27 protein-coding genes are annotated in these 25,032 nt (G+C 45.7%); 8 read left to right on the top strand and 19 right to left on the bottom strand.

The window, feature by feature from the left end; translation table 11 throughout:
* Positions 1-43: 43 nt before the first annotated feature.
* From F0U83_RS10715 to F0U83_RS10695, 5 genes are all read right to left on the bottom strand, one after another.
* Complete coding sequence (locus tag F0U83_RS10715; protein WP_170221804.1) at positions 44-1,108, bottom strand: DUF3080 family protein; 1,065 nt, start codon at positions 1,106-1,108, stop codon at positions 44-46.
* Positions 1,068-2,534 (bottom strand): MATE family efflux transporter, encoded by a 1,467-nt coding sequence (locus tag F0U83_RS10710; RefSeq protein WP_246077738.1) that lies wholly within the window; start codon positions 2,532-2,534, stop codon positions 1,068-1,070. The genes F0U83_RS10715 and F0U83_RS10710 overlap by 41 nt, the downstream gene beginning before the upstream one ends.
* A gap of 42 nt (positions 2,535-2,576) precedes the next feature.
* On the bottom strand, positions 2,577-4,358 hold the full coding sequence (locus F0U83_RS10705; protein WP_246077740.1) for a PHA/PHB synthase family protein: 1,782 nt from the start codon (positions 4,356-4,358) through the stop codon (positions 2,577-2,579).
* A 136-nt stretch (positions 4,359-4,494) separates the two neighbouring features.
* On the bottom strand, positions 4,495-5,997 hold the full coding sequence (locus tag F0U83_RS17335) for a methyl-accepting chemotaxis protein (protein WP_170221806.1): 1,503 nt from the start codon (positions 5,995-5,997) through the stop codon (positions 4,495-4,497).
* On the bottom strand, positions 5,994-6,530 hold the full coding sequence (locus F0U83_RS10695) for a PAS domain-containing protein (RefSeq protein WP_138987547.1): 537 nt from the start codon (positions 6,528-6,530) through the stop codon (positions 5,994-5,996). The genes F0U83_RS17335 and F0U83_RS10695 overlap by 4 nt, the downstream gene beginning before the upstream one ends.
* Before the next feature lie 130 nt (positions 6,531-6,660).
* Between F0U83_RS10695 and F0U83_RS10690 the strand changes: the two genes are divergently transcribed.
* On the top strand, positions 6,661-6,906 hold the full coding sequence (locus F0U83_RS10690; RefSeq protein ID WP_138987548.1) for a glutaredoxin family protein: 246 nt from the start codon (positions 6,661-6,663) through the stop codon (positions 6,904-6,906).
* Here F0U83_RS10690 and F0U83_RS10685 read toward each other — a convergent pair.
* From F0U83_RS10685 to F0U83_RS10675, 3 genes are all read right to left on the bottom strand, one after another.
* The gene (locus tag F0U83_RS10685; RefSeq protein WP_138987549.1) at positions 6,901-7,680 is read right to left on the bottom strand and encodes a TatD family hydrolase; all 780 of its coding nucleotides are present in this window, start codon (positions 7,678-7,680) and stop codon (positions 6,901-6,903) included. The genes F0U83_RS10690 and F0U83_RS10685 overlap by 6 nt on opposite strands.
* Positions 7,681-7,685: 5 nt before the next feature.
* Entirely contained in the window at positions 7,686-9,653 is a 1,968-nt protein-coding gene (locus F0U83_RS10680; RefSeq protein WP_138987550.1) for a transglycosylase SLT domain-containing protein, read from the bottom strand.
* 115 nt (positions 9,654-9,768) lie between these two features.
* A complete protein-coding gene (locus F0U83_RS10675) occupies positions 9,769-10,227 on the bottom strand; it encodes an Lrp/AsnC family transcriptional regulator (RefSeq protein WP_138987551.1) in 459 nt (152 codons plus the stop codon).
* A gap of 159 nt (positions 10,228-10,386) precedes the next feature.
* On the opposite strand from F0U83_RS10675, the gene F0U83_RS10670 reads away from it, so the two are divergent.
* Positions 10,387-11,394: a nucleoside recognition domain-containing protein gene (locus tag F0U83_RS10670; RefSeq protein ID WP_138987552.1), complete on the top strand. Its 1,008-nt coding sequence runs from the start codon at positions 10,387-10,389 to the stop codon at positions 11,392-11,394.
* Positions 11,395-11,462: 68 nt separating this feature from the next.
* Positions 11,463-13,361 carry an ATP-binding cassette domain-containing protein gene (locus F0U83_RS10665; RefSeq protein ID WP_138987553.1) on the top strand — a complete coding sequence of 633 codons (1,899 nt, stop codon included), beginning with the start codon at positions 11,463-11,465 and terminating at the stop codon, positions 13,359-13,361.
* Between the two features lie 36 nt (positions 13,362-13,397).
* Here F0U83_RS10665 and F0U83_RS10660 read toward each other — a convergent pair whose 3' ends face one another.
* Positions 13,398-13,841, bottom strand: coding sequence for a universal stress protein (locus F0U83_RS10660; RefSeq protein ID WP_138987554.1), 444 nt, complete (start codon positions 13,839-13,841; stop codon positions 13,398-13,400).
* Between the two features lie 105 nt (positions 13,842-13,946).
* On the opposite strand from F0U83_RS10660, the gene F0U83_RS10655 reads away from it, so the two are divergent.
* Both F0U83_RS10655 and F0U83_RS10650 read left to right on the top strand, forming a co-directional pair.
* The gene (locus tag F0U83_RS10655) at positions 13,947-14,450 is read left to right on the top strand and encodes a hypothetical protein (RefSeq protein ID WP_138987555.1); all 504 of its coding nucleotides are present in this window, start codon (positions 13,947-13,949) and stop codon (positions 14,448-14,450) included.
* Positions 14,447-14,680, top strand: a complete 234-nt coding sequence (locus F0U83_RS10650; RefSeq protein ID WP_138987556.1) for a DUF1653 domain-containing protein — start codon at positions 14,447-14,449, stop codon at positions 14,678-14,680. Before F0U83_RS10655 ends, F0U83_RS10650 begins: the two co-directional genes overlap by 4 nt.
* Before the next feature lie 86 nt (positions 14,681-14,766).
* Here F0U83_RS10650 and hppD read toward each other — a convergent pair whose 3' ends face one another.
* Positions 14,767-15,807, bottom strand: coding sequence for a 4-hydroxyphenylpyruvate dioxygenase (gene hppD / locus F0U83_RS10645; protein WP_138987557.1), 1,041 nt, complete (start codon positions 15,805-15,807; stop codon positions 14,767-14,769).
* Positions 15,808-15,966: 159 nt separating this feature from the next.
* Here hppD and F0U83_RS10640 point away from each other — a divergent pair, with 159 nt between their 5' ends.
* Positions 15,967-16,848 (top strand): LysR family transcriptional regulator, encoded by an 882-nt coding sequence (locus F0U83_RS10640; RefSeq protein WP_138987558.1) that lies wholly within the window; start codon positions 15,967-15,969, stop codon positions 16,846-16,848.
* Between the two features lie 4 nt (positions 16,849-16,852).
* Here the strand turns inward: F0U83_RS10640 and F0U83_RS10635 are convergent, their stop codons facing one another.
* The 6 genes from F0U83_RS10635 to puuE all read right to left on the bottom strand — a co-directional run bounded on the left by F0U83_RS10635 (position 16,853) and on the right by puuE (position 20,833).
* Positions 16,853-17,077 carry a hypothetical protein gene (locus F0U83_RS10635; protein ID WP_138987559.1) on the bottom strand — a complete coding sequence of 75 codons (225 nt, stop codon included), beginning with the start codon at positions 17,075-17,077 and terminating at the stop codon, positions 16,853-16,855.
* A 116-nt stretch (positions 17,078-17,193) separates the two neighbouring features.
* Positions 17,194-17,814, bottom strand: a complete 621-nt coding sequence (locus F0U83_RS10630; RefSeq protein ID WP_138987560.1) for a TetR/AcrR family transcriptional regulator — start codon at positions 17,812-17,814, stop codon at positions 17,194-17,196.
* 63 nt (positions 17,815-17,877) lie between these two features.
* Entirely contained in the window at positions 17,878-18,381 is a 504-nt protein-coding gene (locus F0U83_RS10625) for an ureidoglycolate lyase (protein ID WP_138987561.1), read from the bottom strand.
* 11 nt (positions 18,382-18,392) lie between these two features.
* Positions 18,393-19,388, bottom strand: a complete 996-nt coding sequence (gene alc, locus F0U83_RS10620; RefSeq protein ID WP_138987562.1) for an allantoicase — start codon at positions 19,386-19,388, stop codon at positions 18,393-18,395.
* Between the two features lie 15 nt (positions 19,389-19,403).
* Positions 19,404-19,916 (bottom strand): 2-oxo-4-hydroxy-4-carboxy-5-ureidoimidazoline decarboxylase, encoded by a 513-nt coding sequence (gene uraD, locus F0U83_RS10615; RefSeq protein ID WP_138987563.1) that lies wholly within the window; start codon positions 19,914-19,916, stop codon positions 19,404-19,406.
* On the bottom strand, positions 19,913-20,833 hold the full coding sequence (puuE, locus tag F0U83_RS10610) for an allantoinase PuuE (protein ID WP_138987564.1): 921 nt from the start codon (positions 20,831-20,833) through the stop codon (positions 19,913-19,915). The genes uraD and puuE overlap by 4 nt, the downstream gene beginning before the upstream one ends.
* A 111-nt stretch (positions 20,834-20,944) precedes the next feature.
* On the opposite strand from puuE, the gene uraH reads away from it, so the two are divergent.
* Positions 20,945-21,298, top strand: a complete 354-nt coding sequence (uraH, locus tag F0U83_RS10605; RefSeq protein ID WP_138987565.1) for a hydroxyisourate hydrolase — start codon at positions 20,945-20,947, stop codon at positions 21,296-21,298.
* 118 nt (positions 21,299-21,416) lie between these two features.
* Here the strand turns inward: uraH and F0U83_RS10600 are convergent, their stop codons facing one another.
* From F0U83_RS10600 to F0U83_RS10590, 3 genes are read right to left on the bottom strand one after another with little or no spacing between them, the layout of a single operon-like run.
* Entirely contained in the window at positions 21,417-22,064 is a 648-nt protein-coding gene (locus tag F0U83_RS10600; RefSeq protein WP_138987566.1) for a glycine-rich domain-containing protein, read from the bottom strand.
* Positions 22,065-22,085: 21 nt separating this feature from the next.
* Positions 22,086-22,778, bottom strand: a complete 693-nt coding sequence (locus F0U83_RS10595) for an aspartate/glutamate racemase family protein (protein WP_138987567.1) — start codon at positions 22,776-22,778, stop codon at positions 22,086-22,088.
* 20 nt (positions 22,779-22,798) lie between these two features.
* A complete protein-coding gene (locus F0U83_RS10590) occupies positions 22,799-23,524 on the bottom strand; it encodes an alanyl-tRNA editing protein (RefSeq protein WP_138987568.1) in 726 nt (241 codons plus the stop codon).
* A 101-nt stretch (positions 23,525-23,625) separates the two neighbouring features.
* Here F0U83_RS10590 and F0U83_RS10585 point away from each other — a divergent pair, with 101 nt between their 5' ends.
* Positions 23,626-25,020 carry an aminotransferase-like domain-containing protein gene (locus F0U83_RS10585; RefSeq protein WP_138987569.1) on the top strand — a complete coding sequence of 465 codons (1,395 nt, stop codon included), beginning with the start codon at positions 23,626-23,628 and terminating at the stop codon, positions 25,018-25,020.
* Positions 25,021-25,032: the final 12 nt, after the last annotated feature.

The following is a 25,032-nucleotide window of genomic DNA, read 5'->3' as shown; positions in this document are numbered from 1 at the left end:
CTACAAGCATGGTAGATAAACGGCGATTCTACAAGTGGCAGGATTAGTCGTGGTTCCCGGGCATTAAATTGCACTGATTAAGAATGCGTTGCCATGCTTTGGTATGCCGATCTCGTGCCCTGATGTATCTATTCCAAAGACTTATCTCGGCGTTGCGTTGAAAAACTTGAGCGACGTAATCAGAAATTTCAGAAGGAACGGGCAGATGGCTTGTTGTTGATTGATGAAGCCGATACCAGCGTGAAGCGAGGCGGTCAACCTTAGAAAGGTAGGGCTGGACTTTTAACGCATATTGCTGGGTGAAAATACTTTTCAGGATGTCGGCTTTAGGGTTTCGCATGTCTTTAAAACAAAGAGGTCGACGCTCAAGCCTGCTTTCAATGGTGTGGGCTACATTGTTTAAGCTAGCTTCTAATAGAAGTAAAGACTTGAGTAACGGTACGCCTAGTGGAGCTGTATAGAGCGACTCGTAACTCTTTTCTAGGGTTTGCGTGTCGATTGGCTTCAGTGTTTCGGGATTAAGAGTGGCGATGTTGGTTAGGTTATTGAACAGCTCAAGGGCAGATAACGCGGGGTGGTAACTCTGTTCAGGCTGATCTAAGGGGATAGGGGGCTGATTTAATGCCAGACTTTGTTCAATTTCCTCACCGGTGTAAAACGCGTTCCAAAGAACGGCTGGCAGGTTATCGGTTTTAGTCCGATGAATCGCCTGGATTTTCTCCTTAATAGCTAAGTCGATATTTTTATCATTTAGAACAAGAGGAAGACAATCGGTAATCGTGCGATAAAAACGTAGTTCATAAGAAAGTACTTGGGAGGGAGGAGCCACTTTCCCTAGGGAGCTGTTTTTCTGTGCAATCAGGGGTAATAGGTTGCATACGCTAAGGTCGAGTACTTCAATCAGCCCTTCACGTATCTCAGTGGTTACTAATGTGCGTAAACGTTGGGGCGGCAATGGTGGGGGAGAGTCCGGTATAGCGCTTTTCCACTCTTCGTCCAAAATGTTGGCAACTCCCTGCGTGTAATCATTGAACAGTCGGTCAAGATCGGACTGAGTATTGCAGCCACTAAGAATGAGTGTAATGAGTAGTATCGGAATGAATTGCACGATGAGCCACCCGTTTTAACCTAATGATTAGTAGAAGTGCAGCGACAGACAGCCCTATAACTAGGCCATACCAAAAGCCTGCTGCACCGATTGCGGGGATGAGTAGATCTGTTAGTCCAAGTATATATCCCAGGGGTAGTCCAATCACCCAATAGGCGATAAATACGATGAGCAACGGGTAGGATGTATCTTTATAACCTCTGAGAGCCCCTGCCGCTGTGACCTGCAGTGCATCTGATATCTCAAATAAAGCGGCGATTAACAATAGACTGGACGCCATCGAAATCACCGCAGCTTCGGATGTAAATAACTCTGCAATGGGTCGTGCAAGTAGCCAAATACTTATACTGGTGATAAGCGCAATACAGGAGGTTAATACCATGGCTGCCTTTGCTGTGAACCAAGCGGCTGATGGATTGCCAGCCCCATTCATTTGTCCCACTCTAATGGTACAGGCAATGGCCAAACTGAGCGGGATCATAAAGATCAGGCCCGTAAATGTCATTGTGATTTGGTGGCTGGCGACAATGAGCACACCGGATGGTGCTAATAAGAGCGCAATGACAGAGAACATGCTGCTTTCAATGAGAATAGAAATACCCATCGGTATACCCAGCCGTAAAAACTGTCCAAAGGCTCTAAGGTCTATCCAAGGGAGTGTAAAACGTGGCAAATGAAGCTGAGTTTTGTAGTGCATAACCGCCCAACCTAGCGCAAGCATCATCCACATGACTGCCGCGCTGGCCCAACCGCATCCGGCTGCTCCCATCTCGGGAAAGCCTAGTTTTCCGAATACAAAGATATAGTTCAAAGGGATATTGGCTAGGAGAGCAAAAAGCGCAATATGCATGGCAGGGCGTGTTTTACCGAGACCTTCGAAATAGCTTCTTAGCAATTGATACAACAGCAAAGCCGGAAACCCCCAAGCTATTGCTTTTAGGTATTCCATTGTTTTAGCTGCTAAGTCCTGTTCGACACTCATAACATTGAGTATCCAGTCTGCCGAAAATAGAAAAGCAACGCAGCCTATCCCACAAAGTAGGGATATCCACAAACCTTGTCTAAAAAAAGTAACGATACTTTGTAACTGACCTGCGCCTGTTGCGTGCGCAACTAAAGGTGTAGTCGCCATCAGCAGTCCTGTACAGGTTAAGAACAGGGGTAGCCAGATGCTTGAGCCTAATGCCACTGCTGCCAAATCTAATGTGCTGTATTGACCGGCAACCAGTGTATCAACGAAACCCATAGCTGCTTGTGCAAGTTGAGTCACAATGATGGGGGAGCCTAATGTCAATAGCTGCTTAATTTCATGACGAAATGAGTGGCGCTGCACAGTGGGAATCTCAGGTAAAGGTAGATGGACAGTGGTGCCAAAAGTTGGCTTGATGGTAGAGTGCCATAGGTTGGATTGCAACCTGCAAAACAAAAAAGCCTCGCGGGTGCGAGGCTTTGTTTAAGCGCGACTGATCTAAGCGATACGTACTGCCACGTAGCTACCAGGAGCTGCTTCGATAACGGAGTGCTCCTCGTTACCATAAGCGGTTGGAGCCGGTACTTTCTTACCGCCGCGACGCTTATGCCAATCAGCCCAGTTCGGCCACCAGGAGCCTTCGACACGCTCGGCAGTTTCCAGCCAGTGGTCAGGCCCTTTGCCTTGCTCGCCTTTAACCCAGTAGTTTCTTCTGTTTTTCGAGGCTGGGTTGATAACCCCTGCTACGTGACCACTGGCTCCGAGTACAAACTCAATATTGCTTCCGAATGTTTCGGTAGCCTTGAATGTGCCTTTCCAAGGTGCAATGTGATCTTCAATTGTAGATAAGAAATAGCATGGCGTTTTGATGCGGCCTAAGTCCACCGGTGATCCACAGATTGTCAGCCCATCTTTTTCTGAAAGTTTATTTTCCAAGTACATCTTATTAATGTAATAGGTATACATTTCAGCAGGTAGGTTGGTTGAGTCTCCATTCCAATAAAGGATGTCAAATGGAGGTGGTGTCTGGCCCTTTAAGTAGTTGTTAACGACATAAGACCAAATCAAGTCATTCGAACGTAGCATATTGAACGAAGTAGCCAGTTCTTTTCCGGATAGATAGCCTTGGTTGTTAACTTTATCTTCTAAGCGCTTAACCTGCTGCTCATCGATAAAGACACACAAATCACCTGGGTCTTGGAAGTCTGTCAAGGTTGTCAGGAAGGTTGCTGATGATACGCTGGTATCTTTACGATGGGCCATGACCGCCAGTGCGGAAGCCATCAGGGTTCCACCGATGCACCAAGCAACTGTATTCACCTTCGCCGATCCTGAAATCTCTTTCACAACGTCAATCGCTTTGAGAACACCTTCACCTACATAATCGTCCCAGCTGATATCGCTCTGATCAGTTGTTGGGTTAATCCAAGAGACTAGGAATACAGTTTGGCCCTGATCAACGCAGTACTTAACATAGGAGTTATGTTCTTGGAGGTCCAAGATATAAAATTTGTTGATACATGGCGGTACGATCAGTGTTGGTTTTTCAAATACTTCTTCGGTTGTCGGCTTGTACTGAATCAACTGGAACATACGGTTTTGGAAGACAACAGCGCCTTCCGTTGTCGCTATATTCTCACCAAGAACGAAAGCGCTTTCATCCGTCATGGTAATGCGACCTTTTTCTAGGTCTCCGAGTAGGTTTTTGAGGCCATCGACCAAGCTCTGCCCTTTACTCTCTAATGCTTGCTGTAGTACTTCCGGATTTGTAATAGCAAAATTGGTAGGGGACATTGCATCAATATATTGTTGCGTATAAAACTCCAGCTTTTTCTGTTCCGTTTCAGAAAGCTTAGCGTTCGCTGCCATGTTTTGTAGTAGGTTTGACCCCAAGAGGTAAGACTGTTTGATATAGCTAAAAACAGGGTTTGTTGACCACTCTTCGGCGCTAAAACGACGATCGCCAGGAGCAGGGTTTGCTACAGGCGCGGCTTCAGACTGTCCCGTCAGTAGACTTTTCCAGAGATTCATTTGCGCCATTTGGTAATCAGAAATCGCTTTGATCCAAACCGTTGGGTCTTCCATCGAACGCGTTGCCAAATCGGTCCATGATTGAGTGAATTGGCTGAAGATGTCATCACCACCCGCAGAGGAAAAATTTTCAAGAAGCTTTTGCGTTTCTTGGTTTACGTAGTTAATAAACTCTTGCGGGTTAGTCAAGTTGTTGCTGTTGTTTTCCATGAAACTGCCTTTTTCGTAAAGTCTGCCTTCGCCCGACATGATCATCATTTCTTAGCGGCGTGTTTGCAGAGCTATTGATAACAGGTTTTCAGTAACCAGTTGTGAAACTGTCGTTTGAGCATATCCTTGCCACTACGGCGCTTGCAAGTACTGAGAAACCGTAATTTCTTAAACTTTAGGCGCGAGTGTTAGTGTGTTGCTCATCAATCATAGCATCGATATATTTCAAAATTTTGTAACTTTCCTCTTCTGCTAACGACATCGCCTGAACAATTTCTTGTTTAATAGACTTATCACCAACCCAATCTGCATCTCTTAACGAAATGGCTTTTTGCACGGCAGCATGAACATTGGCGTGTGGCATTTCTAGGCGTTGATACGCTTGAGTACTTGAGAACGTTTCAAAACCTACACCTTCATAGTACCAGCGGCCTAAGCGGCATTGGTGATGAGTCACTGAGGTGGCCTCAATCTCTTTATCACGGTTGGTTGAATGATCTAGAGCTAAGTAACCATTTTGTTTGAAAATAATATGATCTGCTTTAGCTAAACAGCCAAAAGCACGGTCTTTCGCACAGGCTACCGCTATCATAGTATCTTTTGATCCGTTTGAGAAAGTGTCGAATTGGTCCTTAAACCCATTCACCATCTCATTTACCTCGGACGCAATGGCATTAGACTCAGAGGCCTGAGAAACCATCTCTTCTACACGATCGCTAAAAGTATTAATGGTTGCAGAGACATCAACTGCCGCTTCTTTGGTACGTCTGGACAGTGCTTTGACTTCGTCTGCTACTACGGCAAAGCCACGGCCTTGTTCACCGGCCCTAGCGGCCTCGATGGCGGCATTTAAAGCTAACAGGTTGGTTTGGTCAGCAATGTCAGTAATGATGGAAAGTGACTCTTTCACCCGGTCGCTGTCTTTTCCTAATTGATTGACGACGGTAGCGACTGAGTTAATGGTCGTAGAAATATTGTCGAGTGCTTTAACCATTTCCCTGACAGAGGATTGACTGCTGTGAGCTGCATTACCGTTATCGTTGGCAATGGTTTCGACCCGAGCCATTTCTTCTCCGATACGTATCAAGTCATCTTGGGTTTGTCGTAAGTTATTAATTAGATGGCTTGTATTCAGTGAGTGCAGTTCGGAGTGGAGCTCGTTTGCCACAAGTAGCTGTGAGCCTTTTTGCATCTCTGTCAGTGCTAAGTTGATATTTTCAAGAGACTGTTTGAGTAAGCCAGGCAATCCGCGGTGAAGCGCGGGGCGATCATAATTGCCTTTGGCTACATGTTTGAAACAGGAGTCAACCTCTTTGAAGTAAGACTCGACCTTATCTAGAAAATCGTTTACTTCCCAAGCAACTTTGCCTACTTCGCCAAGTCTGGCTGTTTTGGTAATTCGCACATGAAAGCGCCCTTGATTGGCATTGTGCAGTGTTTCATAGATGGTCTTCAGAGCGTCAATCGCATTATCAGTTCTTTGTAACAGGCGAAATGCTATGTAGGTGCTGAGAATAGGCTGGAGCAACCACAGAAAGTTCATATCGTAGAGGAACATCACCAACAATGAACTGACCATAGAAATGGCGACAAAGATAAAGCAATATAAGCGGATACGTTGATCTAAAAAGAGAGCGCCAGCGCTAATCCCGGATCTTTGGGGTTGCTTAATATTCATGTGTTTTCCTCTTTATCTAAGCTGAGGACGAGAGAGGAGTAATCGATTTTCATCGCCTTGAGTGTGTCATTTAGGTAAGCAAGGGAGTGGGTCATTGCGTCTTTTGTGCCGCTTTTCTTCTCTATTTCTAACATTGCTTGGTAAATGGGTGTGATGGTATCAATGGCTAGCCGGGATGGTTTTCGACGTACTGAATAGTAGCCGCGAAGCTGTCCTTGGGTGTCATAATCGGGTGTGACATTGGCGAAGACCCAATAGTAGCTGCCGTCTTTGCATAAGTTCTTAACGTAGACAAAAAACTCTTCCCCCGTTTTTAGGGTATCCCACATCATTTTAAACCCACCCCGTGGCATATCGGGGTGACGAATAATATTGTGCTGGATACCCAAAAGCTCGGGTTCAGAATAGCCAGAAATGGACATAAAGGTACGATTTACGTAGGTAATGAGTCCTTTAGTATCAGTTTTACTAACGATAAATTCGTCATCGGTAAGAGAGACTTCATGATCAATGGGGGTGATTTTAGGTTTCATTGTTCACTCGCTTAGCGTGGTATCTCGATGGTTTGAGCGCAAATTACTTGCCTGTCATTCTAGCAGAGAAGTAAGATTCTGCATGGTGATCAATAGTCAAAATCCCTTAATTTTAGGAAGGATATATTTTTTGCGTAGTTTTTTGATGTACAGCACGGATGGTTGTCATTTATGTGATGTGGCAGAGCAGCTCTTAATAGGGTGTTTGGATAGCGAAAAGCATCAGGTTGATGTGATTGATATCGCATATGATGATCACTTGCTTGAGAAATACGGAGAAACTATTCCAGTACTTTTGGATGAAATATCTCAAGAAGCACTGTATTGGCCCTTTGATCAGGAACAGTTAGTGCGGTTTGTGAATAAAGCGCTATAGGCTAAAGAGTAACCGCGTATTCTGAGTGGCTTTATCTATTAACGATTGGGTGGAGATGCCTTTAACGTTTGCAATCGTTGCGGCTACATGTGGCAGAAAGCTAGGCTCGTTCCTCCCTTTTTTGGGTTTAGGGGAAAGGTTTCTTGGTAACAAGTAAGGGGCATCTGTCTCTAATAAGATGCGGTCATCGGGTATTTGTGCGACAAGCTCCAGTAGTGGAAGCCCGCGCCTCTCATCACACACCCATCCTGTAATACCAATATATAGTCCCATATCTAAGTAACGGTACAGTGTCGTTTTGTCACCGGTAAAACAGTGCACAACCGCGCCCTTTAGTTGGGATAGGTAAGGATTGATAGTTTCTATCAGATCTTTTTCTGCTTCCCGCTCATGGAGAAATAGAGGGAGCTGAGTCTCAACAGCAAGTTGAATCTGCTGCTCAAATGCAAAGTGTTGTGCCTTAGCAGGTGAGAAGTTGCGGTTATAATCGAGCCCCGTTTCACCAATGGCTACGACGGCAGAGTGTTGAGCGAGTTCCTTAAGCACCGAATAGTCCCTTTCCTCAAAGTGACTCGCATCATGAGGATGTACGCCGACGGTACAGCTCAAGTATTCAGGATACTTATCGCAAAGCAACTGTGCAGATCTGGCACTATTTATAGATGTCCCCGTTACAATTATATGCCCCAAGCCAGCGGCTTTGGCACGATCTATCACCTCGGGCAAGTCCGCATGAAAACGTTTGTCAGTTAAGTTAGCGCCGATATCAATCATGCTGGTTAATTGTAAGCCGGTGTTTTTTTGGCTGGTTTGTCTGTCATCGCCAACGCCGCAAGCTCCGTTTTATTAAATAAACTAGCGGGTTTCTTATCCAGAACATCATAAATAACGCTAAAGGCTAAAACGTTCTGTACATAATTACGTGTTTCATCAAAAGGAATTGTCTCTATCCAAGCATCCAGAGGAAGGTCTCCGCGCGATTTTAACCACTGTTTAACTCGGCCAGGGCCTGCATTATAAGCCGCTGTCGCGTAAACACGGTTACCTTCAAAGGTATTTAGCATATCGGCAAGATAAGCGGTTCCTAACGATATATTAGTCTTCGGTGTATAGAGCTGATCAGGGTGGGAGTAACTGACCTCGAACTTCTTAGCTGTTTGTTTTGCGGTGGCAGGCATCAACTGCATTAACCCTCTGGCTCCGACTCTTGAGCGTGCTGTTTCTCGGAATGCGCTTTCTTGGCGGGCTATAGCCACAGCCCATGTGCGGTAAATACCGCGCTCTTTAGTCATCTCAGTGAAGAGTGATTGATGAGGCTTGGGGAAGCGTATATCGAGATCATTCCATGCTTTTATGCGGGATGCTCCCCAAATGGCTTGGTCGTACCAGTGCCAGTCTTTAGCGATATGGGCAACGACGTGCTGATCTTCTTTGCTAAGTTGCTTTGTTAAAAATCGCCACTCTACACGGGCGGCATACTCTAAATCTAACGCTAAAAGTTCTCGTATTCGCTGTAATGCAGGCAGTGTTTTGAGTGTGTTTTTACGCTCATCAGAAAAGCCAGCAGGTTGATGATTTAAAAAGAAAGGTACTGACGATTGCTCGGATGCTAAAAATCCATAGAAGCTTCGCTCTTTAACGACCTGACTATAGTCGGGTGTGTAAGCGCCTGGCGATTGGCGGTTTTTTGCTGTTTCACGCCAATAGAGCCAACGGCCCTCTTGTTGGAGTGTTACGGGGAGTTTAGTAATCAGCTGTGATGTTGCTTTCCAATCTTGCTGGGAGAGGGCTAAACGAATACGCCATTCAGTGAGCTTAGGGTAACCGAAATCAGGGTCTAGCTTAGCCAGCATCTCTTGTGCGTTACTTCTATAGCCTTTAGCGTAGCGCATACCAAAATAGTGATCCATCTGGTCTTTTTGATCAGTCGAGAAAGCGAGCTTATCGCGAAGTGTCAGCCACAACTCAACAGCTTGATTAATATCTTTTCGAGCGATATTTCTGATGGCCATGTAGGCCAGTGATGCGTGCTTGGGGTGAGTTTTAGAAAGTCGTTTATCACTCTTAATAATGGTTGGATCTTGAATAACCGCGTTCACAAAGGAAGCTTGCTTCTTGCCTTCTGGGCCGAGGAATCGCTCTATATATCTACTTAGCGAGAAGTTTTTCTGCTCTACGGCATTCCAGTAACGGGTTAACGCGAACGAAGGTGATGGGTTACCAGCGCGCATCCAAGTTTCAAACAGAGAGTCGCAGGCCTTATCAACTGAGTTTCCGGATTGCCATAATTGTGTGGCTCGTTCAAATGCTTGTTTTTTTCTCCCTAGGCTCAGTTCAGCATTGGCTAGCTGACACTGATGATACTCCCCCGGTAGCGGGAGTCTCTGATAAGCATCTAAGTAGGCTTGTGATTGTGAAGATTTAAGCAGGAAGTCGAGATGGGCTGTTTGCACATCATCGGCAAAAGGTGTGTCACGGTGTTGTTTGATAAACGCCGAGATTGTCGCAGTGCTTAGGGTCTCGATGTCTCGCTTGATTTGCCGAACTTGTAAATAAGGCACAAGAGGGTAGGCAGCTAATTGTGTTGTCAACCGATCAGCTAATGCATCTTGTTTTTGCTCAAATGCTGTTCTGGCCTTGATGTAGAGCTCACGCTCAGCCTTGGAGGCAAGCACAGAGGTAGAAGGAATTAATAAGGATAGGCCGATAAGGATCGTTAGGGAAAAGCGCTTTTTCTTAAATAGCATGGTTCCGTCTGCCTTCTTAATCACTCAAGTTATGCTTAAGTGTAATGCAGCATGAGTAAAAAGGTAAACTACAGGAGTTATTTACTATCGCCTTGGTGTATCCACGTTTTAATCATCATATTGGAAGCTCGGTCGTATATTTATTACGCTTCATTGAAATCAGCGTTCGAAACTTACGAACGTTTTGGTCAGCGTATAAGACTTTCTCTGCAAAGTGTTGGAAGGCTTCCATATCAGGGACTGAAACAATCAGCACAAAATCGACTTCTCCGGTGACTTGGTATGACTGCGTGACTTCTTGTGCGACATTGACGCGCTTTATAAAAGCTTGGTTTAGATCAGCACGGTCTCGTTCCATTTCGACCTCCACAATCATGGTAATGCCGTTGCCTGTAAGTAAAGGGTTAAGAATAGCGACCTCTTTGAGAATGACATGATTCTGGCGCAGCGAGCGAACGCGCTTCAGACAAGCTGGCGGCGAAATCCCGACGTGCTCTGCTAAGCTTGCGTTCGTAAGATGGCTGTTGGACTGAAGGGTTCTTAGAATTCGGCGGTCAATCTCATCAAGTTCCATGGTATTCCCTTGAAGGTTTATAAAATTCTTATTTGTAATGAATTAAGAAATTATATTTCAAAATATATAGATTTTAGAAATTATAAAAACAGTTAGCCTATTACTATATTCCAGTTCTGTCGCATACCACATCATACAACCGAGCAGGAGTTCATATTTATGTATACGTCTTTGCGGCGTTTTGGAAGTGAGTTGGGAAATGATATCTGGCAGGTATCGACAACGCTTTTCAAACTTATGGTACCTACTATTATTGTCGTTAAAATTTTAGAAGAGCTGGGCGCTGTCGACTATTTGGCCACTTTTCTGGGGCCTATTATGGCTTGGGTTGGGCTTCCTGAATCGATGGGGTTGGTGTGGGCGACCACTATTTTGACGAATATTTATGCAGGTATGCTGGTCTTTTTTTACGTTCAGCAGACAGAGGTGCTGAGCGTCGCACAAGTGACCGTACTATCAGTGCTATTGCTACTTGCCCATGGTCTACCGGTGGAAGCGCGCATTGCTCAGCAGGCGGGGGTCAGGCTCCGTGTCACTTTGTTGCTTCGCTTGGGAGGCGGCTTATTATTAGGCTGGATTTTGCATCAGTTATATACCCAGATGAACTGGCTTCAAGAAACCAACCAATTGGTTTGGCAGCCACAGATACCAGAGGCAGGCTTATGGGCTTGGGTTGTCAATCAAGCTAAAAGCTTGTTAATGATTCAGGTGATCATTATTGTGCTACTAACGTGTTTGAAAATACTCAAACTCCTAGGTATCGAGCGCTTAATCGGCTTTTTACTAAGGCCCATCCTGCGTTTTCTGGGTATTGGAAAAGAAGCAACGACGATTACCATTGTGGGCGTCACGTTGGGTTTATCTTTTGGTGGCGGGCTCTTGATTAAAGAAGCGAGGGCAGGGCATGTGCCTCAGCAGGATATCTTTGCCTCAATGTGCCTGCTAGCACTGTCCCACAGTATGATCGAGGATACCCTCTTAGTTATGGTACTTGGTGCGGACCTTTCGGGTGTCTTGTGGGCCAGATTAATATTCACGGTTGTTTTGATCGGCACCTTCACACGTATCACCGTACGTTGTTCTGAGACGTTCTGGAAACGGCATCTGGTCAATCGAAACATTGAGCCATTGCTGCCAAACGAGCCTTCAAAAGCTGGGTCATGCTGATTTAGCTATATTGCTTACGATGATTTGGTTAAAATGCGCGCTTGTTTTTCTATCTAAAAGAGCGTGCCATGCCCCTGATCCGTTTAGACAAGGCCTCTGTTGCCTTTGGTTCCCGCCCCTTACTAACTGATGCCGACCTGATTATTGAGCCGGGTGAGCGCATCGGTCTGGTGGGTTTAAACGGCGCAGGAAAGTCGACCTTGATGAAGGTGATCAATGGTCAGGTGCATCTGGATGGCGGCGAGTTGTGGATCGACCCCGCGTGCCGTATTGCTGAGTTACCCCAGGCGTTGCCGGCGGCGGATGAACGCAAAGTATGGGATGTTGTGGCATCAGGCTTACAAGATGTTGTTCAGATGCGTGCAGCTTACGATGAACTTGCCACACGAACAGATGCAAAAGCGATGGCGGAGATGGAGCGCTTACAGCACCGTCTAGAAGCAGTCGACGGTTGGCATTTGGAGCAAAAGGTAGAGCGTGTTTTAACCAAATTAAACTTGAACGGTGATGTAAGTATGGCATCACTGTCAGGTGGGTGGCGACGTCGGGCTGCTTTGGGTGCAGCCTTAGTTCAAAACCCTGATCTTTTGCTCCTTGACGAGCCGACTAACCATTTGGATATCGAAACCATCGAATGGTTAGAGCAGCAGCTTATGGAGTTTCGAGGCGGTTTACTATTTGTTTCTCATGATAGGGCGTTGGTTGACCATTTATCGACGCGCATTATTGAGCTGGATCGTGGCCGTTTAACCTCATTTACCGGCAACTACACCAGTTATACTGAGCAGAAACAGATTCTTCTGGAGCAGGAAGAGAAGCACAATGCGCTATTTGATAAACGTTTAGCGCAAGAAGAAGTATGGATTCGTCAGGGTATTAAAGCACGCCGAACCCGTAACGAAGGGCGTGTCCGTGCGCTAAAAGCGATGCGTAATGAGCGCTCTGAGCGTTTAAATCGACAGGGCAAGGCAAGCTTTAATCTTGAAGAGGCGCAAAAATCCGGCAAGCTGGTGGCTGAACTAGAAAATGTCTCGGTGAGCTTTGGGGAGCACCAAGTGATCCGTAGCCTGACCGGTGCTATTCAACGTGGCGACCGTATTGGTTTGATCGGGCCCAACGGGGCAGGCAAAAGCACATTGTTAAAGCTGATTTTGGGCGAGTTAGAGCCAACCAGCGGTAAGATTAATCGCGGAACTAAACTAGAGGTCGCTTACTTTGACCAGTTGAGGGGGCAGCTCGATCCTGAGAAAACGGTGATCGACAACATTTCTGAAGGACGAGAGTCGATCGAGATCAACGGTAATCGTCGTCACATTATTGGCTACTTACAAGACTTTTTGTTTTCTCCAGATCGAGCGCGTACGCCGGTCAAAGCACTGTCTGGCGGAGAGTGTAATCGTGTGTTACTCGCGCGTCTTTTTAGCCAACCGGCTAACTTACTGGTACTCGATGAGCCAACCAATGACCTGGATGTCGAAACACTGGAGTTACTGGAAGAGATTCTTTTGGACTACAAAGGCACGGTCCTACTTGTTAGCCATGATAGGGCATTCTTAGATAATGTAGTTACAAGTACGTTTGCATTTGAAGGGGATGGCGTTGTCGCCTCTTACGTGGGTGGCTATCAAGATTGGTTGAGGCAGCGCCCCGAACCTCAAAAAGCCAAAGCTGTGGGTAAAGGTGAAGCACCCAAAGCCGAAGTTAAAGCGCAAACGAAACCAGAAGCTGTAGCAACAGAGCAGAAAAAAGCCAAACTCAGCTATAAGCTGCAAAGAGAGCTGGAACAACTCCCCGCTTTGCTGGAAGCGGCAGAAGCTGAGTTAGCAGCGCTTCAGGAAGAGACGGCTAATCCAGACTTTTACAGCAAAGAACATAGCTATGTAACGGAACGTCTGGCCGCGATGGCGGCACAAGAAAAGGCAGTTGAAGATTTGATGGAACGCTGGGTTGAGTTGGAGGCCATGTAGCCCACAGGCTACATGGCAGACAGAGACTCAATACGATCAATCTTTAGGTTCGTAGATACGAATAGCTAACACATCACAGGGCGCACCATGAAGAACGCTGTTAGCGGTTGACCCCAATAGCAGCGCCAAACCATGTCGTCCATGGCTGCCGACCACGATCAAGTCGCAGCCATTTTCTTCAGCGACACGATGGATTTCGGATTCGGTATGACCGGTTAATACCTGCTGGGATTCAACAGGGTAACCGAGCTTTTCACAAAACAGCGCTAGCTTGCTGCGAGCATGCTCATCTAACTGGTTTTGTACGGTAGTCAGATCCATCGGAACATCACCGCCATATGCAAAACTCAAAGGCTCTATTACATGAATGACGGTTAATTGCGCCTGATTATTCGTCGCTATTGTGCGAGTCTTCTCGATGAGTTGATCAGATTCCTCAGACAGATCCACTGCGAGTAAAATTTTTGAATAAACAGCCATGAGAATCATCCTTATTTGTGGGTTATTTTCAGCTTAGCATAGCGTACTCTGTTAAACTCTCCCTATACAAAAAATAGGTGACGCATATCAAAAGGAAAGCGCCCCATGAAAGTGTTAATCATTGTTTTTGTCGTCCTTTCTTTGCTGGGGTCCGCGATGTGGATGATGCCGACGCAAAGAGAGCGGTTTCAGGCGAAGCTTCGCCTAAAGGCTAGAGGGGAAGGGTTTCAAATCCAGCTAGTGCGCCTGACTGCCCCCAGAGGCAAAGGTGAAATGGAAGGCGATAACCACAATGTACCCGCTTACCGTATCACCCGCAGCAATGTTGATAAGAAAAAAGCCGAGCTACTCAAACCGTGGCAAATTTTTAAAGTTGATGCGATGGCTAACGAAGGTTTACCAGAAAAGTGGAGCTGGAAAATGGGCGAGCGAACTTTAAACAGCGACCAATTAGTCGCCTTAAACCAAATTATCGACATATTGCCAGCTGATGTCATTGCGTTGGAGTCGACACCTATACAGGTGACGGCATACTGGAAAGAGGGAGACGAGTCCGACTTATTAATCATTAAGCAAGCGCTAAACCAGCTGATCGAAGGAAAACTATGAACAAATCTTTACCGACTAAACCCTCCTTAGAAACAGGTAAATACCAGCATTACAAGGGCAATGAATATGAAGTAATTGATCTGGCCCTGCACTCAGAGACCGAGGAGTGGATGGTGGTGTATCGCCCCCTTTATGGTGAAGGATATTTGTGGGTTCGCCCTTACGAAATGTTCACTGAAAAAGTGACCTTGGCTGACGGCGGTCAGGTTGGGCGATTTGTAAAAGTCTAAAAAGATATAAAGATTGCCGACTTCCTCTCACACAAATTGTGTCCCAAAAAGGAAGCCGGCAGTGCAGAGATCAGGAGGCTATGGCATTAAATAACGCCACGACGCTCTTGGTCACGTTCAATAGATTCAAATAAGGCTTGGAAGTTCCCTTCGCCGAAACCTAAGTTTTCTTTACGTTGGATTAGCTCGATAAAAATAGGGCCAAACAGATTTTTTGTGAAAATTTGTAGTAAGTAACCCTTATCATCGCCATCCACTAAAACTTGATGAGCTTTAATTTTGGCGCGATCTTCCGTGACATTAGGTACACGATTGAACACTTCTTCATAGTAGTTATCATGGATATCTAATGTATCAATAACGCTGCGATCCAGTTTGTCCAGAGAGGTGAGTAAGTCGTCTGAACGGAAGGCAATGTGCTGAACCCCAGGGCCATTATATTGATCCAAGTATTCATCTATTTGGTTGTTGTTATCATCTTTGCCCTCATTGATAGGGATGCAGAAACTTCCATCTGGCGAGCGAAGTGCATAAGAGAGTAAAGCGGTTTTTTGTCCTTTAATGTCGAAGTATCTAACCTCTTCAAAGCCAAATACGTCTTTATAGAAGTTGGCCCATGTGTTCATCGTACCTTTATAGACATTATTGGTCAGGTGGTCGATTTCAATAAAGCCCAGATTTTCGGTTATAACCGGATTTTCTAGGGGGGCAAAATCATCATGATAGATAGAGCCTTTAGCGCCAAATTTGTCGATGAAGTAGATCAGACTGTCACCAATACCATAGATAGCAGGGTATGGGAGATCGGTTTTTGCTGGATCTGCGGCTTTAGCGCCACGTTTAACCGCTTCTGCTAATGCCTCAGTGGCATTATCGACACGCCACCCCATTGAGCAGATTGCTGGCCCATGACGGCGAGTAAACTCAGCAGAAAACCCATCCTTTTCATTGTTTAATAAGAAATGGATATCGTTCTGATTAAAATAGTAGATCTCTTTATCCTGATGGCGTTTTAGTTTTGAAAAGCCAAATGCAAAAAATACTTGCTCCATAAAGGCTAAGTCATGGCTCGCAAATTCGGTAAATTCAATACCTTGTAAACCGATAGGATTCTTCTCAGAACGCATGATATTTTCCTCTGTGCATTAGCCCGGCTAGGTTGGGTTGGGCGATTTTTATAATGTGGCAGATACTTCAGCCAATAGTGTGTTCAAAGTATTCGGTTTGCTTGTTCAGAAAAAGCGGAATATTCTGTTAAGGATGATCAAATAAATCGATGGTGTTGTATGGCAGTTAGTTTAGAATCGCTAAAAGTACTGAATGCAGTGGTCGAGACAGGGAGTTTTGCAAAAGCAGCTGAAGTTTTACATAAAACTCAGTCGTCTATTAGTTACCAGATCAGTAAGCTCGAGGAGCAATTAGGTACACAGGTATTTGATCGCAGCACTTATCGTGCTGAGCTAACCCCAGTGGGGCTGCGTATACTGGAAGAGGGTAAACGTTTACTACAACAAGCAGAGTATGTATCCCGTTTAGTGAGTCAGTTTTCGGATGGTTGGGAGCCTAAATTAGAACTGGTAGTGGATGGTATGCTACCGGTAGAGCCAGTATTACAGGCTTTAAAAGAGATGTCAGAGTTAGAAATACCAACACGTATTCAGTTTCGAATTGAGTTTCTGGGGGGGGTGCAGCAGCGATTTGAACAACAGCAGGCGGATTTGATGTTGGTATTAGATTATAAAGCAGATCCTGGCTTGTCTGCGGTGTCCTTAGATAGCTTGGAGGCGGTGCTGGTGGTAAGTCGTGATCACCCGCTTGCCGATGTAGAGGGGCTAGATACCAGCGAGTTACTCCATCATGTGGAGTTGACTGTCCATGATTCCAGCTACAGTAGTGCCTATGGAGGACCGCAAACATTTGGAGGCGAGCGAGTCTTTTATCTAAGCGATTTCAAAACTAAAAAAGCGGCGCTACTGCAAGGTTTAGGTTTTGGGTGGATGCCATTAGCACAGGTGCAAGAGGAGTTAAGTTCCGGGCGCTTGCGTGAGGTTAACTATCAAGGTGGGTCTCGTTATATCTATTCACCCTTGTTAGTCTGTCGAAAGCATGAAACGTTAGGGCGAGCGGCTACGCTTCTGCATCAGAAGTTACATAAAGCCTTTAGTTAAAGGGTTATCGCTTAGAAATTTCTCGCATCAGAGAACTTATGTCTAGCCCCATCTCTTCCGCCATTTTGGAGATGTCGTTGCTGGTGCGAGGTGGAACTTTTACGGCGGACTTTTGGCGCGCACGTTCCCACTTAATCTCTTCTATTTTTTTTCCCAGCTGCGTCTGGAATTGATCTAACTGCTCAATACTATATGACTGTAGTATTGATAGAAATTCTTCTTCGGTCATCTGTATATAAAACGCCTTTGTTAGAGTAACAAATGCTAAATAAAAGGTTGGTCGTCAGTATATGGTCAGCTACCAGAACAAGTAGCCTTTGAGTATTCTAGCACAGGATTTGAATTTTACTTAATCACGGGTATGTTGAGCCCGCAACCTTTTAAAACCAACCGAGTGATCAGTGCGGATGCGGTGTCATAGTCTTTGTCATCCAGCTGTTGCTTGCCGGTTACCATACCTATTTGCCAATCAAAATCGGCATAAGTTTGGGTAGAAGCCCATATGGTGAATAAAAGATGGTGTGGGTCGATTGCGTCCATTTTCTCTTCAGCGATCCATTGATTGAGCCGAGCTGTACACTTTTCTGTTTGGCGCATGAGTTTTTTACGAATATCTTCGGGTAGGTGGGGCGCGCCATGCATAATTTCACTGGCAAATACTTTAGAAGCGTGAGGGTGCTCTTTAGAGATATCGATTTTGGTTTTGATATAGTGTTGCAGAGCCATAGCAGGGTCATCGTACAAGTCAAAGGGCTCGGACGCTTTTAGCAAAGGTTCAATGATAGATTCCAATACACAGCGGTAGAGGTTCTCTTTGCTCTGAAAGTAGTAGTAAATATTGGGTTTAGGCAGGTTTACTTTTCTGGCTATGTCCATGATTTTTGTGGCGGCATAACCTTTATCCGCGAATTCTACCGCCGACGCTTTTAAAATAACTTCGCTGTTTTTCTCACGAATTCTGCTCATAATCTTTAATATCTACTACGGTGTTTTAAAGAGCGGACATCCTATCTTTCTATGGGGACAGGCTCAAGGCGACAATAGGATAGTTGGCCCCTCTTCTGGGAAAAAGTGCTCATCACAGTTGTTGCCGATACCCGCACGATCAATGACTAAAAATTCGTCTCCATCATGCAGCGCTAAGATAGGGTGGTGCCAAGTATCTCTGTGATAATTTACACCTTGTTGCCCATTGGTTATAAAAGCTTTAACAGTTTTAGGGTGAGGGGAGTTTTCTTTTCCTTTCGGCGCGACGACGACTAAGAAGGAGACGCCCCTTAACGGCATAAATGCTTGGCTCCCTAAAGGGTGCTTTTCTAACATCTTAATAGTGTAGGGCATTGTGAGCTTTTGGGCTCTGAATATGCTGATAATACCGTCTCCTTGCTCATCCAACTGGATATTAGCAAGCTGATGAAAGCGTTGAGTCGATCCATTATTGATCGGGAAGCTATCACGGTTTTCCGTTTCAATAACATCACCGAAAGCCGCGAAGGCTTCTTGCGTGAGTGGCATGGGCTTCAGCTCAATCATGTTACCTCACCTTATGTCTTATTTAGTTTGCCAAATACCCGCAAGCGGCTGATTCCACCATCAGGGTAGATATTCAGTTTGATATGGCTGACTTTGCCGAGCGGTTGAATTTCTGATTTGAAATGATGTTCTGCATCCATCTCTAGTTTTTGAGAAGGCAGTAACTCTTTCCAATATAAACTGCGGGTCGCGATTTGATCATCTGTACCGCCTTCTACCAGTGCAGCTTGTACCGAACAGCGATCAGGGTAGTTGCCTTTGAAGTGATGCGTATCGACCAAGATATGTGTGACATCACAGGGATGTGCGAGGGCAACGATAACCCAATCATTACCTGGGGTTCTGCGCCGTGCTGTTTCCCAGCCATCACCCATGTTTACCCCTCTGCCAGGGTTGAGGATATTGCCCATTTTCCCGTAATGCTCATCGCTACAAGCCAGTGCCCGTGCTCCATTGAGTACAGAAGCGAAGTCTAGCTCTAACCCTTCTTGGCTAGCACTCCAGTTGCGATAGGGTTTGCCGTATAAGCGTAAGCGTGCAACACCTCCGTCAGGAAAAATATTCAGGCGTATGTGAGTCCAAGGGCGAGAATCGTCTACCGGAAACAAATTATGGCTGTCGCCGTTGAGGCTAACGGCACCCAGTAATGTTTCCCACTGGGTAGACTCGTCTGGTGCTTTATCCGGGGAGAAACAAGCATCAATAGAGGCAGATGGAGGGTAGTTTCCTGTGAAGTAGGCGGTATCGATATCCACGCCTTTTATAACACCTGCAACACCGAGTTTAACGATGGCATAATCATAGCCTTCGAAGCGTTTTCTTCGTGATTCCCAGCCGTCCATCCATTTGCCGTTATCATCATATACGCCGTCTTTCCAAACGGGAGCTTCTGGCTGGAGCATGCGGTTAACATCGGCAAACCAGTCATCTGTCACAAATGTTGCCACACTCCCTAAACGTGCATCCGCAAGGTTGGTAAAGCGGGTGAAATCAGTGTTCTTTTGCATATCTATTCTCACCAATCAAAGCATTTCTAAGCGAAACAGAGCGATTTTGTTAATTTCGTCTAGGGCTTGTTTAAATTCAGTGGGTTTATCGTTTTTTAGTCTCGATGCAAAGGCCTCTAGAATCTGAAAGCGGTTACTACCTTTGACTGCCTTTATAAATGGGAAGGCAAACTTTGCTTTATAGGCAGCGTTGAGCTGTGAAAAGCGCTTAAATTCTTCGGCACTGCATTTGTGAATACCCGCGCCCGCTTGCTCTTGGGTAGAGGAGGCCGTTAGCGTACCTTGAATCGCAGCTTTGCCGGCTAAATCCGGATGGGCATTGATTAAGGCCAGTTGTTGCTCATAAGAGGCGTTTAACAGAACTTCGCTCATTGTTCTGTGAACGATATGCAGATCATCAAACTGATCTACAGGGCCTTTATCATAGGTTGCGTCGGCTATCCAAGGGGAGTGTTCATAGATATCCGAGAAGCATTGCACAAAAGTCGCTTTATTCATTTGGCAGGGTTTGATTGTGCGAAATTTCATGACTGGAGGGCCTGTGGTGTGTAGGGGTGCTTATCGTACCAATGGCGCGCAATATCTATCCGCCGGGCGTACCATACTTTGTCAAATTGTTGGGTGTACTCGATAAAACGTTTTAGGGCAGCTATGCGTCCAGGCCGGCCAATTAAACGACAATGTAGGCCAATAGAGAGCATTTTAGGTGCGGTTTCACCTTCTTCATAAAGCGTATCGAAGCTATCTTTTAAATATTGGTAAAACTGCTCACCGCTGTTAAATCCTTGGGTTGTAGAGAAACGCATGTCGTTGGTGTCGAGTGTATAAGGAATAACTAAGTGGCCTTCCCCTTGGTTATCTAACCAATAGGGTAGATCATCGTCATAGGCGTCTGAGTCATATAAAAAACCACCTTCCTCCATGACCAATTGTCGGGTGTTTGGGCTGTTTCGGCCGGTATACCAACCCAGAGGTCTTTTTCCTGTGATGGATTCAAGAATTTGAATAGCCGTGTGAAGGTGTTCCCGTTCCTCCTTTATGGAGATTGGGTGGTAATCAATCCAGCGATAACCGTGGCTACAGATCTCATGTCCTGCGGCGGCCATTGCTTTAATGACCTCGGGGTGGCGTTGAGCAGCCATGGCCACTGCGAAAATAGTTAATGGGATTTGGTACTTTTTGAATAATGAGAGTACGCGCCATACGCCAGCACGGCTGCCATATTCATAGATCGACTCCATACTCATATGTCGAGCATGGGGGAAGGGGAGCGCACCAGGAATTTCAGATAAGAACGCTTCCGACTCTTGATCGCCATGCAAAATACAACGCTCACCGCCTTCCTCGTAATTTAGGACGAATGAAAGTGCAATTTTGGCTTCATTGGGCCATTCAGGATGGGGAGGCTGGCCTCCATAACCAATAAGGTTGCGTTGATAGCTCATAATAACTTAACTCTAGAGTCAGGTTATTGTTGTATACAACCTTTTAGGGCAAAATTGAAGTCTAATCTACATCAATAGCACGTGCTTGTGGCAGCAAAAGAGGTGGTATCTATGGGCTACTTAACGACACATGTACTGGATACAGCCCATGGGTTACCGGGTAAAGGTATTTCAGTTGACCTTTATCGCATCGAAGGCACAAACAAAACCTTGCTTCATTGTTGTATTACTAATGATGATGGGCGAACTGATACACCTATTTTAGCCGAAGCGGAATTTGCTGTAGGTGAGTACGAATTGGTATTTTCGGTGGCGAGTTATTTTCGAAAGATAGGCGTGGTGTTACCCGATCCTGCCTTTATTGATGAGGTGGTAATTCGGTTTGGTATTGCGGATATAGAGACGCATTATCATGTTCCGTTATTGGTTTCCCCCTACGGTTATTCAACATACCGGGGGAGTTAATTAAAAGGTGACTAGCGCTGATAAAGCGTGTGTGTAAAAAATAGTCAACGGTCTGTTTTTGGTGTGTAAATGCGTTTTTTTGCCCGGTTTTGCTGCTTAAATCGCTATTTTTTCTATTTTAGTCACCACCACAGCCACCGCTGCAACCGGATGAATCTCCACTGCAGCTGGAGCCACCACACCCCGATCCGCATCCAATATGGCCTGCACAATAAGTGTCATTTTTACCGGGTTCTTGAGATTGGCAATTGAGTGCGTAATTGAACCCGTCAGGAATCATGAGCTGTGAATCCATAGCAAAAAGCAACGGTAATTGTGTCGGTGATTTAGGCTGAATGTTCTCTCGTGAGCAGGAAATATTCCATGCAGCTTTAATCCCTTTTTGAGCGAGAGTCGGGGATTTCATGGCTTCAGCAGGAGTGTGATGTAAAAACCTTCCCAGCGCTTTCTTACAGAAGTACTCGTATTTGCGTGTAAAAAGAATAAACTCGTGCCAAGCGACATCGACTACCTGTGAAGGCATCGAGACCATTCTATTTCCGGCGATATTACACAAGTGAAAGTATTCCCTGAGTCCCGCTATCACATAGTCCGCGTCTTGATCGGTTAGGTGGGGATACTTTTCGATTAACTTGCGAGCAATCGCTGGTGGAAATTGGTAGGTGTCTATTAACTGCTCCCGCCGTGACACAAGCCATTTTCGATAAGCTTTGTAAACCAGATAACTAATGACAGCGGCTAATGCTACAGATATAAAACCACCCATAAATTTCTCAAAATCCTTCTATTAAGTAAGAGCAAACGCCACCGCTGCTTTGGCGTGGATCGCTGTGGTGTCGTACAAAGGTAGGCAGCTATCCGCATTCTGAATCAGCAAGCCAATTTCAGTACAACCAAGGATAACGGCTTCGGCACCCTGTTCCTTGAGATTTTTTATGGCGTTCTGATAGAGCGTCCGTGATGCCAGCGTTACTGTTCCACAACAAAGCTCATCGTAGATAATACGGTTTATTTCGACTTGTTCAACGAGACTGGGTGTGATGACCTCGTTAACCCCTAAGTTAATCAGCCGTGATGAATAGAAACTTTCCTGCATCGTAAAACGTGTACCTAAGAGCCCAACACGCTCTACACCATCACCTAAAAGTGCTTTCGCTGTTGCATCGGCAATGTGAAGTAGAGGAATGTCGATTGCGCTAGTAATTTCATCAGCGACTTTATGCATGGTATTTGTTGCTATAAGTAAGCAGTCTGCGCCCGCTGCTTCGACTTGCTTAGCGGCTTGCGCTAGTAAAATGGCCGCTTCTCCCCATTTGCCTTCGGCTTGTAGCACTTCTATTTCGGCAAAATCCACGCTAACCAGTACAATCTTGGCAGAGTGTAAACCGCCTAATTCGGCCTTTATTCCTTGGTTGATTGTCGCGTAGTAACTTTGCGTTGACTCCCAACTCATACCACCGAGTATTCCAATTGTTTTCATGGTATCTCCTCTCAACATCGTTAAACGTCCGTGTTATCAAAGACTAAATGAATACGTCGATTGCGCTTGCCTTTATTCTCTATTTTACTGATGCGCACGGGGCCAATTTCACGTGTGTTCTTTACATGGGTGCCGCCGCAGGGCTGTAAATCGATTCCTTCTACTTTGATGAGCCTAACGGTACCGCTACCCCTAGGCGGCTGGACTGAGAGCGTTCTGACCAAGTCTGGTTGCTGGTCTAGCTCGGCTTCTGAAATGTTTAATGACATGACTTCAGAACCTGTGCAGATGAGCTGATTGATCTGCTGGGTTAATACTTCTTTATCGAGTTTGCTATCGCCTAGGTCGAAATCGAGTCGGCTTTTCTCTACGCCAACAGAACCACCGGTAACTCCTTTAGGAACAAGAGAGCAAAGTAGATGCAGGCAGGTGTGCATCCGCATGAGCGAGTAGCGACGTTCCCAATCGAGCTTTTGGTGAATAGCATCGCCTACATTAGGTAATGGGTGGTTTGCTTCAAGAAAGAGTAAAATCTGGTTGGCTTCACTTTTTTGTGTGTCAATGACTCGAAACTCGCCTACGGGTGATTCGATCCAGCCTGTGTCTCCTGGTTGACCTCCACCTTGAGGATAGAAAAGAGTCTGGTTCAATTTTATGTAAGGTCGTCCTTCGAACTCACCTACAGAGGTTATGATCCCGTCCGCTTCGGCTAGGTAGCTTTCTTCAAGAAAAAGTCGCTTTGTCATAAGGGTTCCTTAATTGTATGGATTCAATTTATTGTTTTGACTAAATTAAGCGAGCAATTCATCATATTAACTCTATTTTTTAGGTCAATATTTTTATTGTTATGGTGACAATTTGGACCCCCGATCTTAGTCGCTACCAAGGGGCGCGATACAAAGCGTTAGCTGAAGCTATTTCCAACGATATTTTGAGTGGTGTTTTATCACCTGATGAAAAACTGCCCCCGCAACGCCGATTGGCTGATGCTCTTGGCGTTACGGTGGGAACAGTCACCCGTGGGTACGCTGAAGCGGAGCGGCGTGGTTTAGTGAATGCCAAGGTTGGTAGCGGGACTTACATACGCAGCAGTGGTGCTCAATCTATGGGTGATTACCTTATTACGGATAAACCCTGTGGATTTACTGATCTTACGGTGAGTTTGCCTGTTGATGTTGGCCAGCACTCTCTGCTTGCAAATACACTGCAGGAGCTACATCAACAACCTGAACTGCTATCTCGGTTACTGGGGTACCATCCTGAAGGAGGGTTTTCCCATCATAGGGAAATAGCGGCGCAGTGGCTAAGTTATGATGATTTTACGCCGAGTGCTGATTGTCTGACGCTCTGTAATGGCGGTCAGCAGGCGATTCAATTAGCGCTAATGTCTGTTTGCCAGCCGGGAGATACGTTACTTGCAGAAGGCGTTGCGTATCCGGGGTTGAAGGTGTTAGCACGACAGCTGAAATTGAAAATTATACCGTTATCTTTTGATAGTGAGGGTATGTTGACTGAGTCGATTGATGGGTTGTGTCGGCAGTATAGTCCGAGGTTGATCTATTGCACTCCGACTCAGCATAATCCAACCAATACAAGACTATCGAAGGCCCGACGCGAATCCTTAGTTCAAGCAGCACAACGTAATCAATTACTAATAATTGAAGACGAGGTCTCTGCTGTTCTGGCGCAGCAGAGGGACTTACCCTTAGCGGCGATGCTTCCTGATCAGGTTTTTTATATCAGTAGTTGTTCAAAAAGCATGGCTGGTGGACTTAGAGTGGGCTTTTTGGTTTCACCGCCAGCTTATCACTGTAAGGTATCGGCCGCATTGCGTGCGAGTTGTTGGATGGCTGCCCCGTTGATGGTTGAAATCGCCTGCCGTTGGATTAAGCAAGGACATGCTGACAAATTATTAAATCAGCAAAAGAAAAAGTTGAGGGAGCGATTTCTTATCGCAAAAACGTTATTGGCGGGATTGGAGTTTCATGCCAGAGCGGATAGTTTTTTTGTCTGGTTATCCTTGCCGGATCATTGGCGCGCACTGGATTTTGTCCGAGCAGTTGAAACGCAAAAGATTATGATTACCGCTGCAGAGAGTTTTGCGGTTGCTAATTATGCCGCTCCGCAGGCGGTTCGCATCTGTATCAGCGCTGCAGAAAATAACGAGGTGTTAAGCAAGGCTTTGTTGGCTATCAAAACATTGGCGCTCTCTACGCCTGACACTGAGCTTTCTCTATTTTAAACGAAGGATGTG

Origin of the sequence: Neptunomonas concharum (genome assembly GCF_008630635.1) — a bacterium.
GTDB lineage: Bacteria > Pseudomonadota > Gammaproteobacteria > Pseudomonadales > Balneatricaceae > Neptunomonas > Neptunomonas concharum.
Note: the sequence above shows the minus strand (reverse complement) of the source record. Positions and strands in the feature narration are given on the sequence as shown.

Bases quoted from the DNA above. Each gene is read 5' to 3' on its own strand.
- F0U83_RS10590 (WP_138987568.1), bottom strand. From the start codon at position 23,524: ATGACAAAGCGACTTTTTCTTGAAGAAAGCTACCTAGCCGAAGCGGAC.
- F0U83_RS10600 (WP_138987566.1), bottom strand. From the start codon at position 22,064: ATGGGTGGTTTTATATCTGTAGCATTAGCCGCTGTCATTAGTTATCTG.
- F0U83_RS10640 (WP_138987558.1), top strand. From the start codon at position 15,967: ATGGCAGTTAGTTTAGAATCGCTAAAAGTACTGAATGCAGTGGTCGAG.
- F0U83_RS10675 (WP_138987551.1), bottom strand. From the start codon at position 10,227: ATGGAACTTGATGAGATTGACCGCCGAATTCTAAGAACCCTTCAGTCC.
- F0U83_RS10680 (WP_138987550.1), bottom strand. From the start codon at position 9,653: ATGCTATTTAAGAAAAAGCGCTTTTCCCTAACGATCCTTATCGGCCTA.
- F0U83_RS17335 (WP_170221806.1), bottom strand. From the start codon at position 5,997: ATGAATATTAAGCAACCCCAAAGATCCGGGATTAGCGCTGGCGCTCTC.
- F0U83_RS10695 (WP_138987547.1), bottom strand. From the start codon at position 6,530: ATGAAACCTAAAATCACCCCCATTGATCATGAAGTCTCTCTTACCGAT.
- uraH (WP_138987565.1), top strand. From the start codon at position 20,945: ATGGGCTACTTAACGACACATGTACTGGATACAGCCCATGGGTTACCG.
- F0U83_RS10625 (WP_138987561.1), bottom strand. From the start codon at position 18,381: ATGATTGAGCTGAAGCCCATGCCACTCACGCAAGAAGCCTTCGCGGCT.
- puuE (WP_138987564.1), bottom strand. From the start codon at position 20,833: ATGAGCTATCAACGCAACCTTATTGGTTATGGAGGCCAGCCTCCCCAT.
- F0U83_RS10650 (WP_138987556.1), top strand. From the start codon at position 14,447: ATGAACAAATCTTTACCGACTAAACCCTCCTTAGAAACAGGTAAATAC.
- F0U83_RS10585 (WP_138987569.1), top strand. From the start codon at position 23,626: ATGGTGACAATTTGGACCCCCGATCTTAGTCGCTACCAAGGGGCGCGA.
- uraD (WP_138987563.1), bottom strand. From the start codon at position 19,916: ATGAAATTTCGCACAATCAAACCCTGCCAAATGAATAAAGCGACTTTT.
- F0U83_RS10665 (WP_138987553.1), top strand. From the start codon at position 11,463: ATGCCCCTGATCCGTTTAGACAAGGCCTCTGTTGCCTTTGGTTCCCGC.
- hppD (WP_138987557.1), bottom strand. From the start codon at position 15,807: ATGCGTTCTGAGAAGAATCCTATCGGTTTACAAGGTATTGAATTTACC.
- F0U83_RS10705 (WP_246077740.1), bottom strand. From the start codon at position 4,358: ATGTCGGGCGAAGGCAGACTTTACGAAAAAGGCAGTTTCATGGAAAAC.
- F0U83_RS10670 (WP_138987552.1), top strand. From the start codon at position 10,387: ATGTATACGTCTTTGCGGCGTTTTGGAAGTGAGTTGGGAAATGATATC.
- F0U83_RS10635 (WP_138987559.1), bottom strand. From the start codon at position 17,077: ATGACCGAAGAAGAATTTCTATCAATACTACAGTCATATAGTATTGAG.
- F0U83_RS10655 (WP_138987555.1), top strand. From the start codon at position 13,947: ATGAAAGTGTTAATCATTGTTTTTGTCGTCCTTTCTTTGCTGGGGTCC.
- F0U83_RS10685 (WP_138987549.1), bottom strand. From the start codon at position 7,680: ATGATTGATATCGGCGCTAACTTAACTGACAAACGTTTTCATGCGGAC.
- F0U83_RS10595 (WP_138987567.1), bottom strand. From the start codon at position 22,778: ATGAAAACAATTGGAATACTCGGTGGTATGAGTTGGGAGTCAACGCAA.
- F0U83_RS10660 (WP_138987554.1), bottom strand. From the start codon at position 13,841: ATGGCTGTTTATTCAAAAATTTTACTCGCAGTGGATCTGTCTGAGGAA.
- alc (WP_138987562.1), bottom strand. From the start codon at position 19,388: ATGCAAAAGAACACTGATTTCACCCGCTTTACCAACCTTGCGGATGCA.
- F0U83_RS10630 (WP_138987560.1), bottom strand. From the start codon at position 17,814: ATGAGCAGAATTCGTGAGAAAAACAGCGAAGTTATTTTAAAAGCGTCG.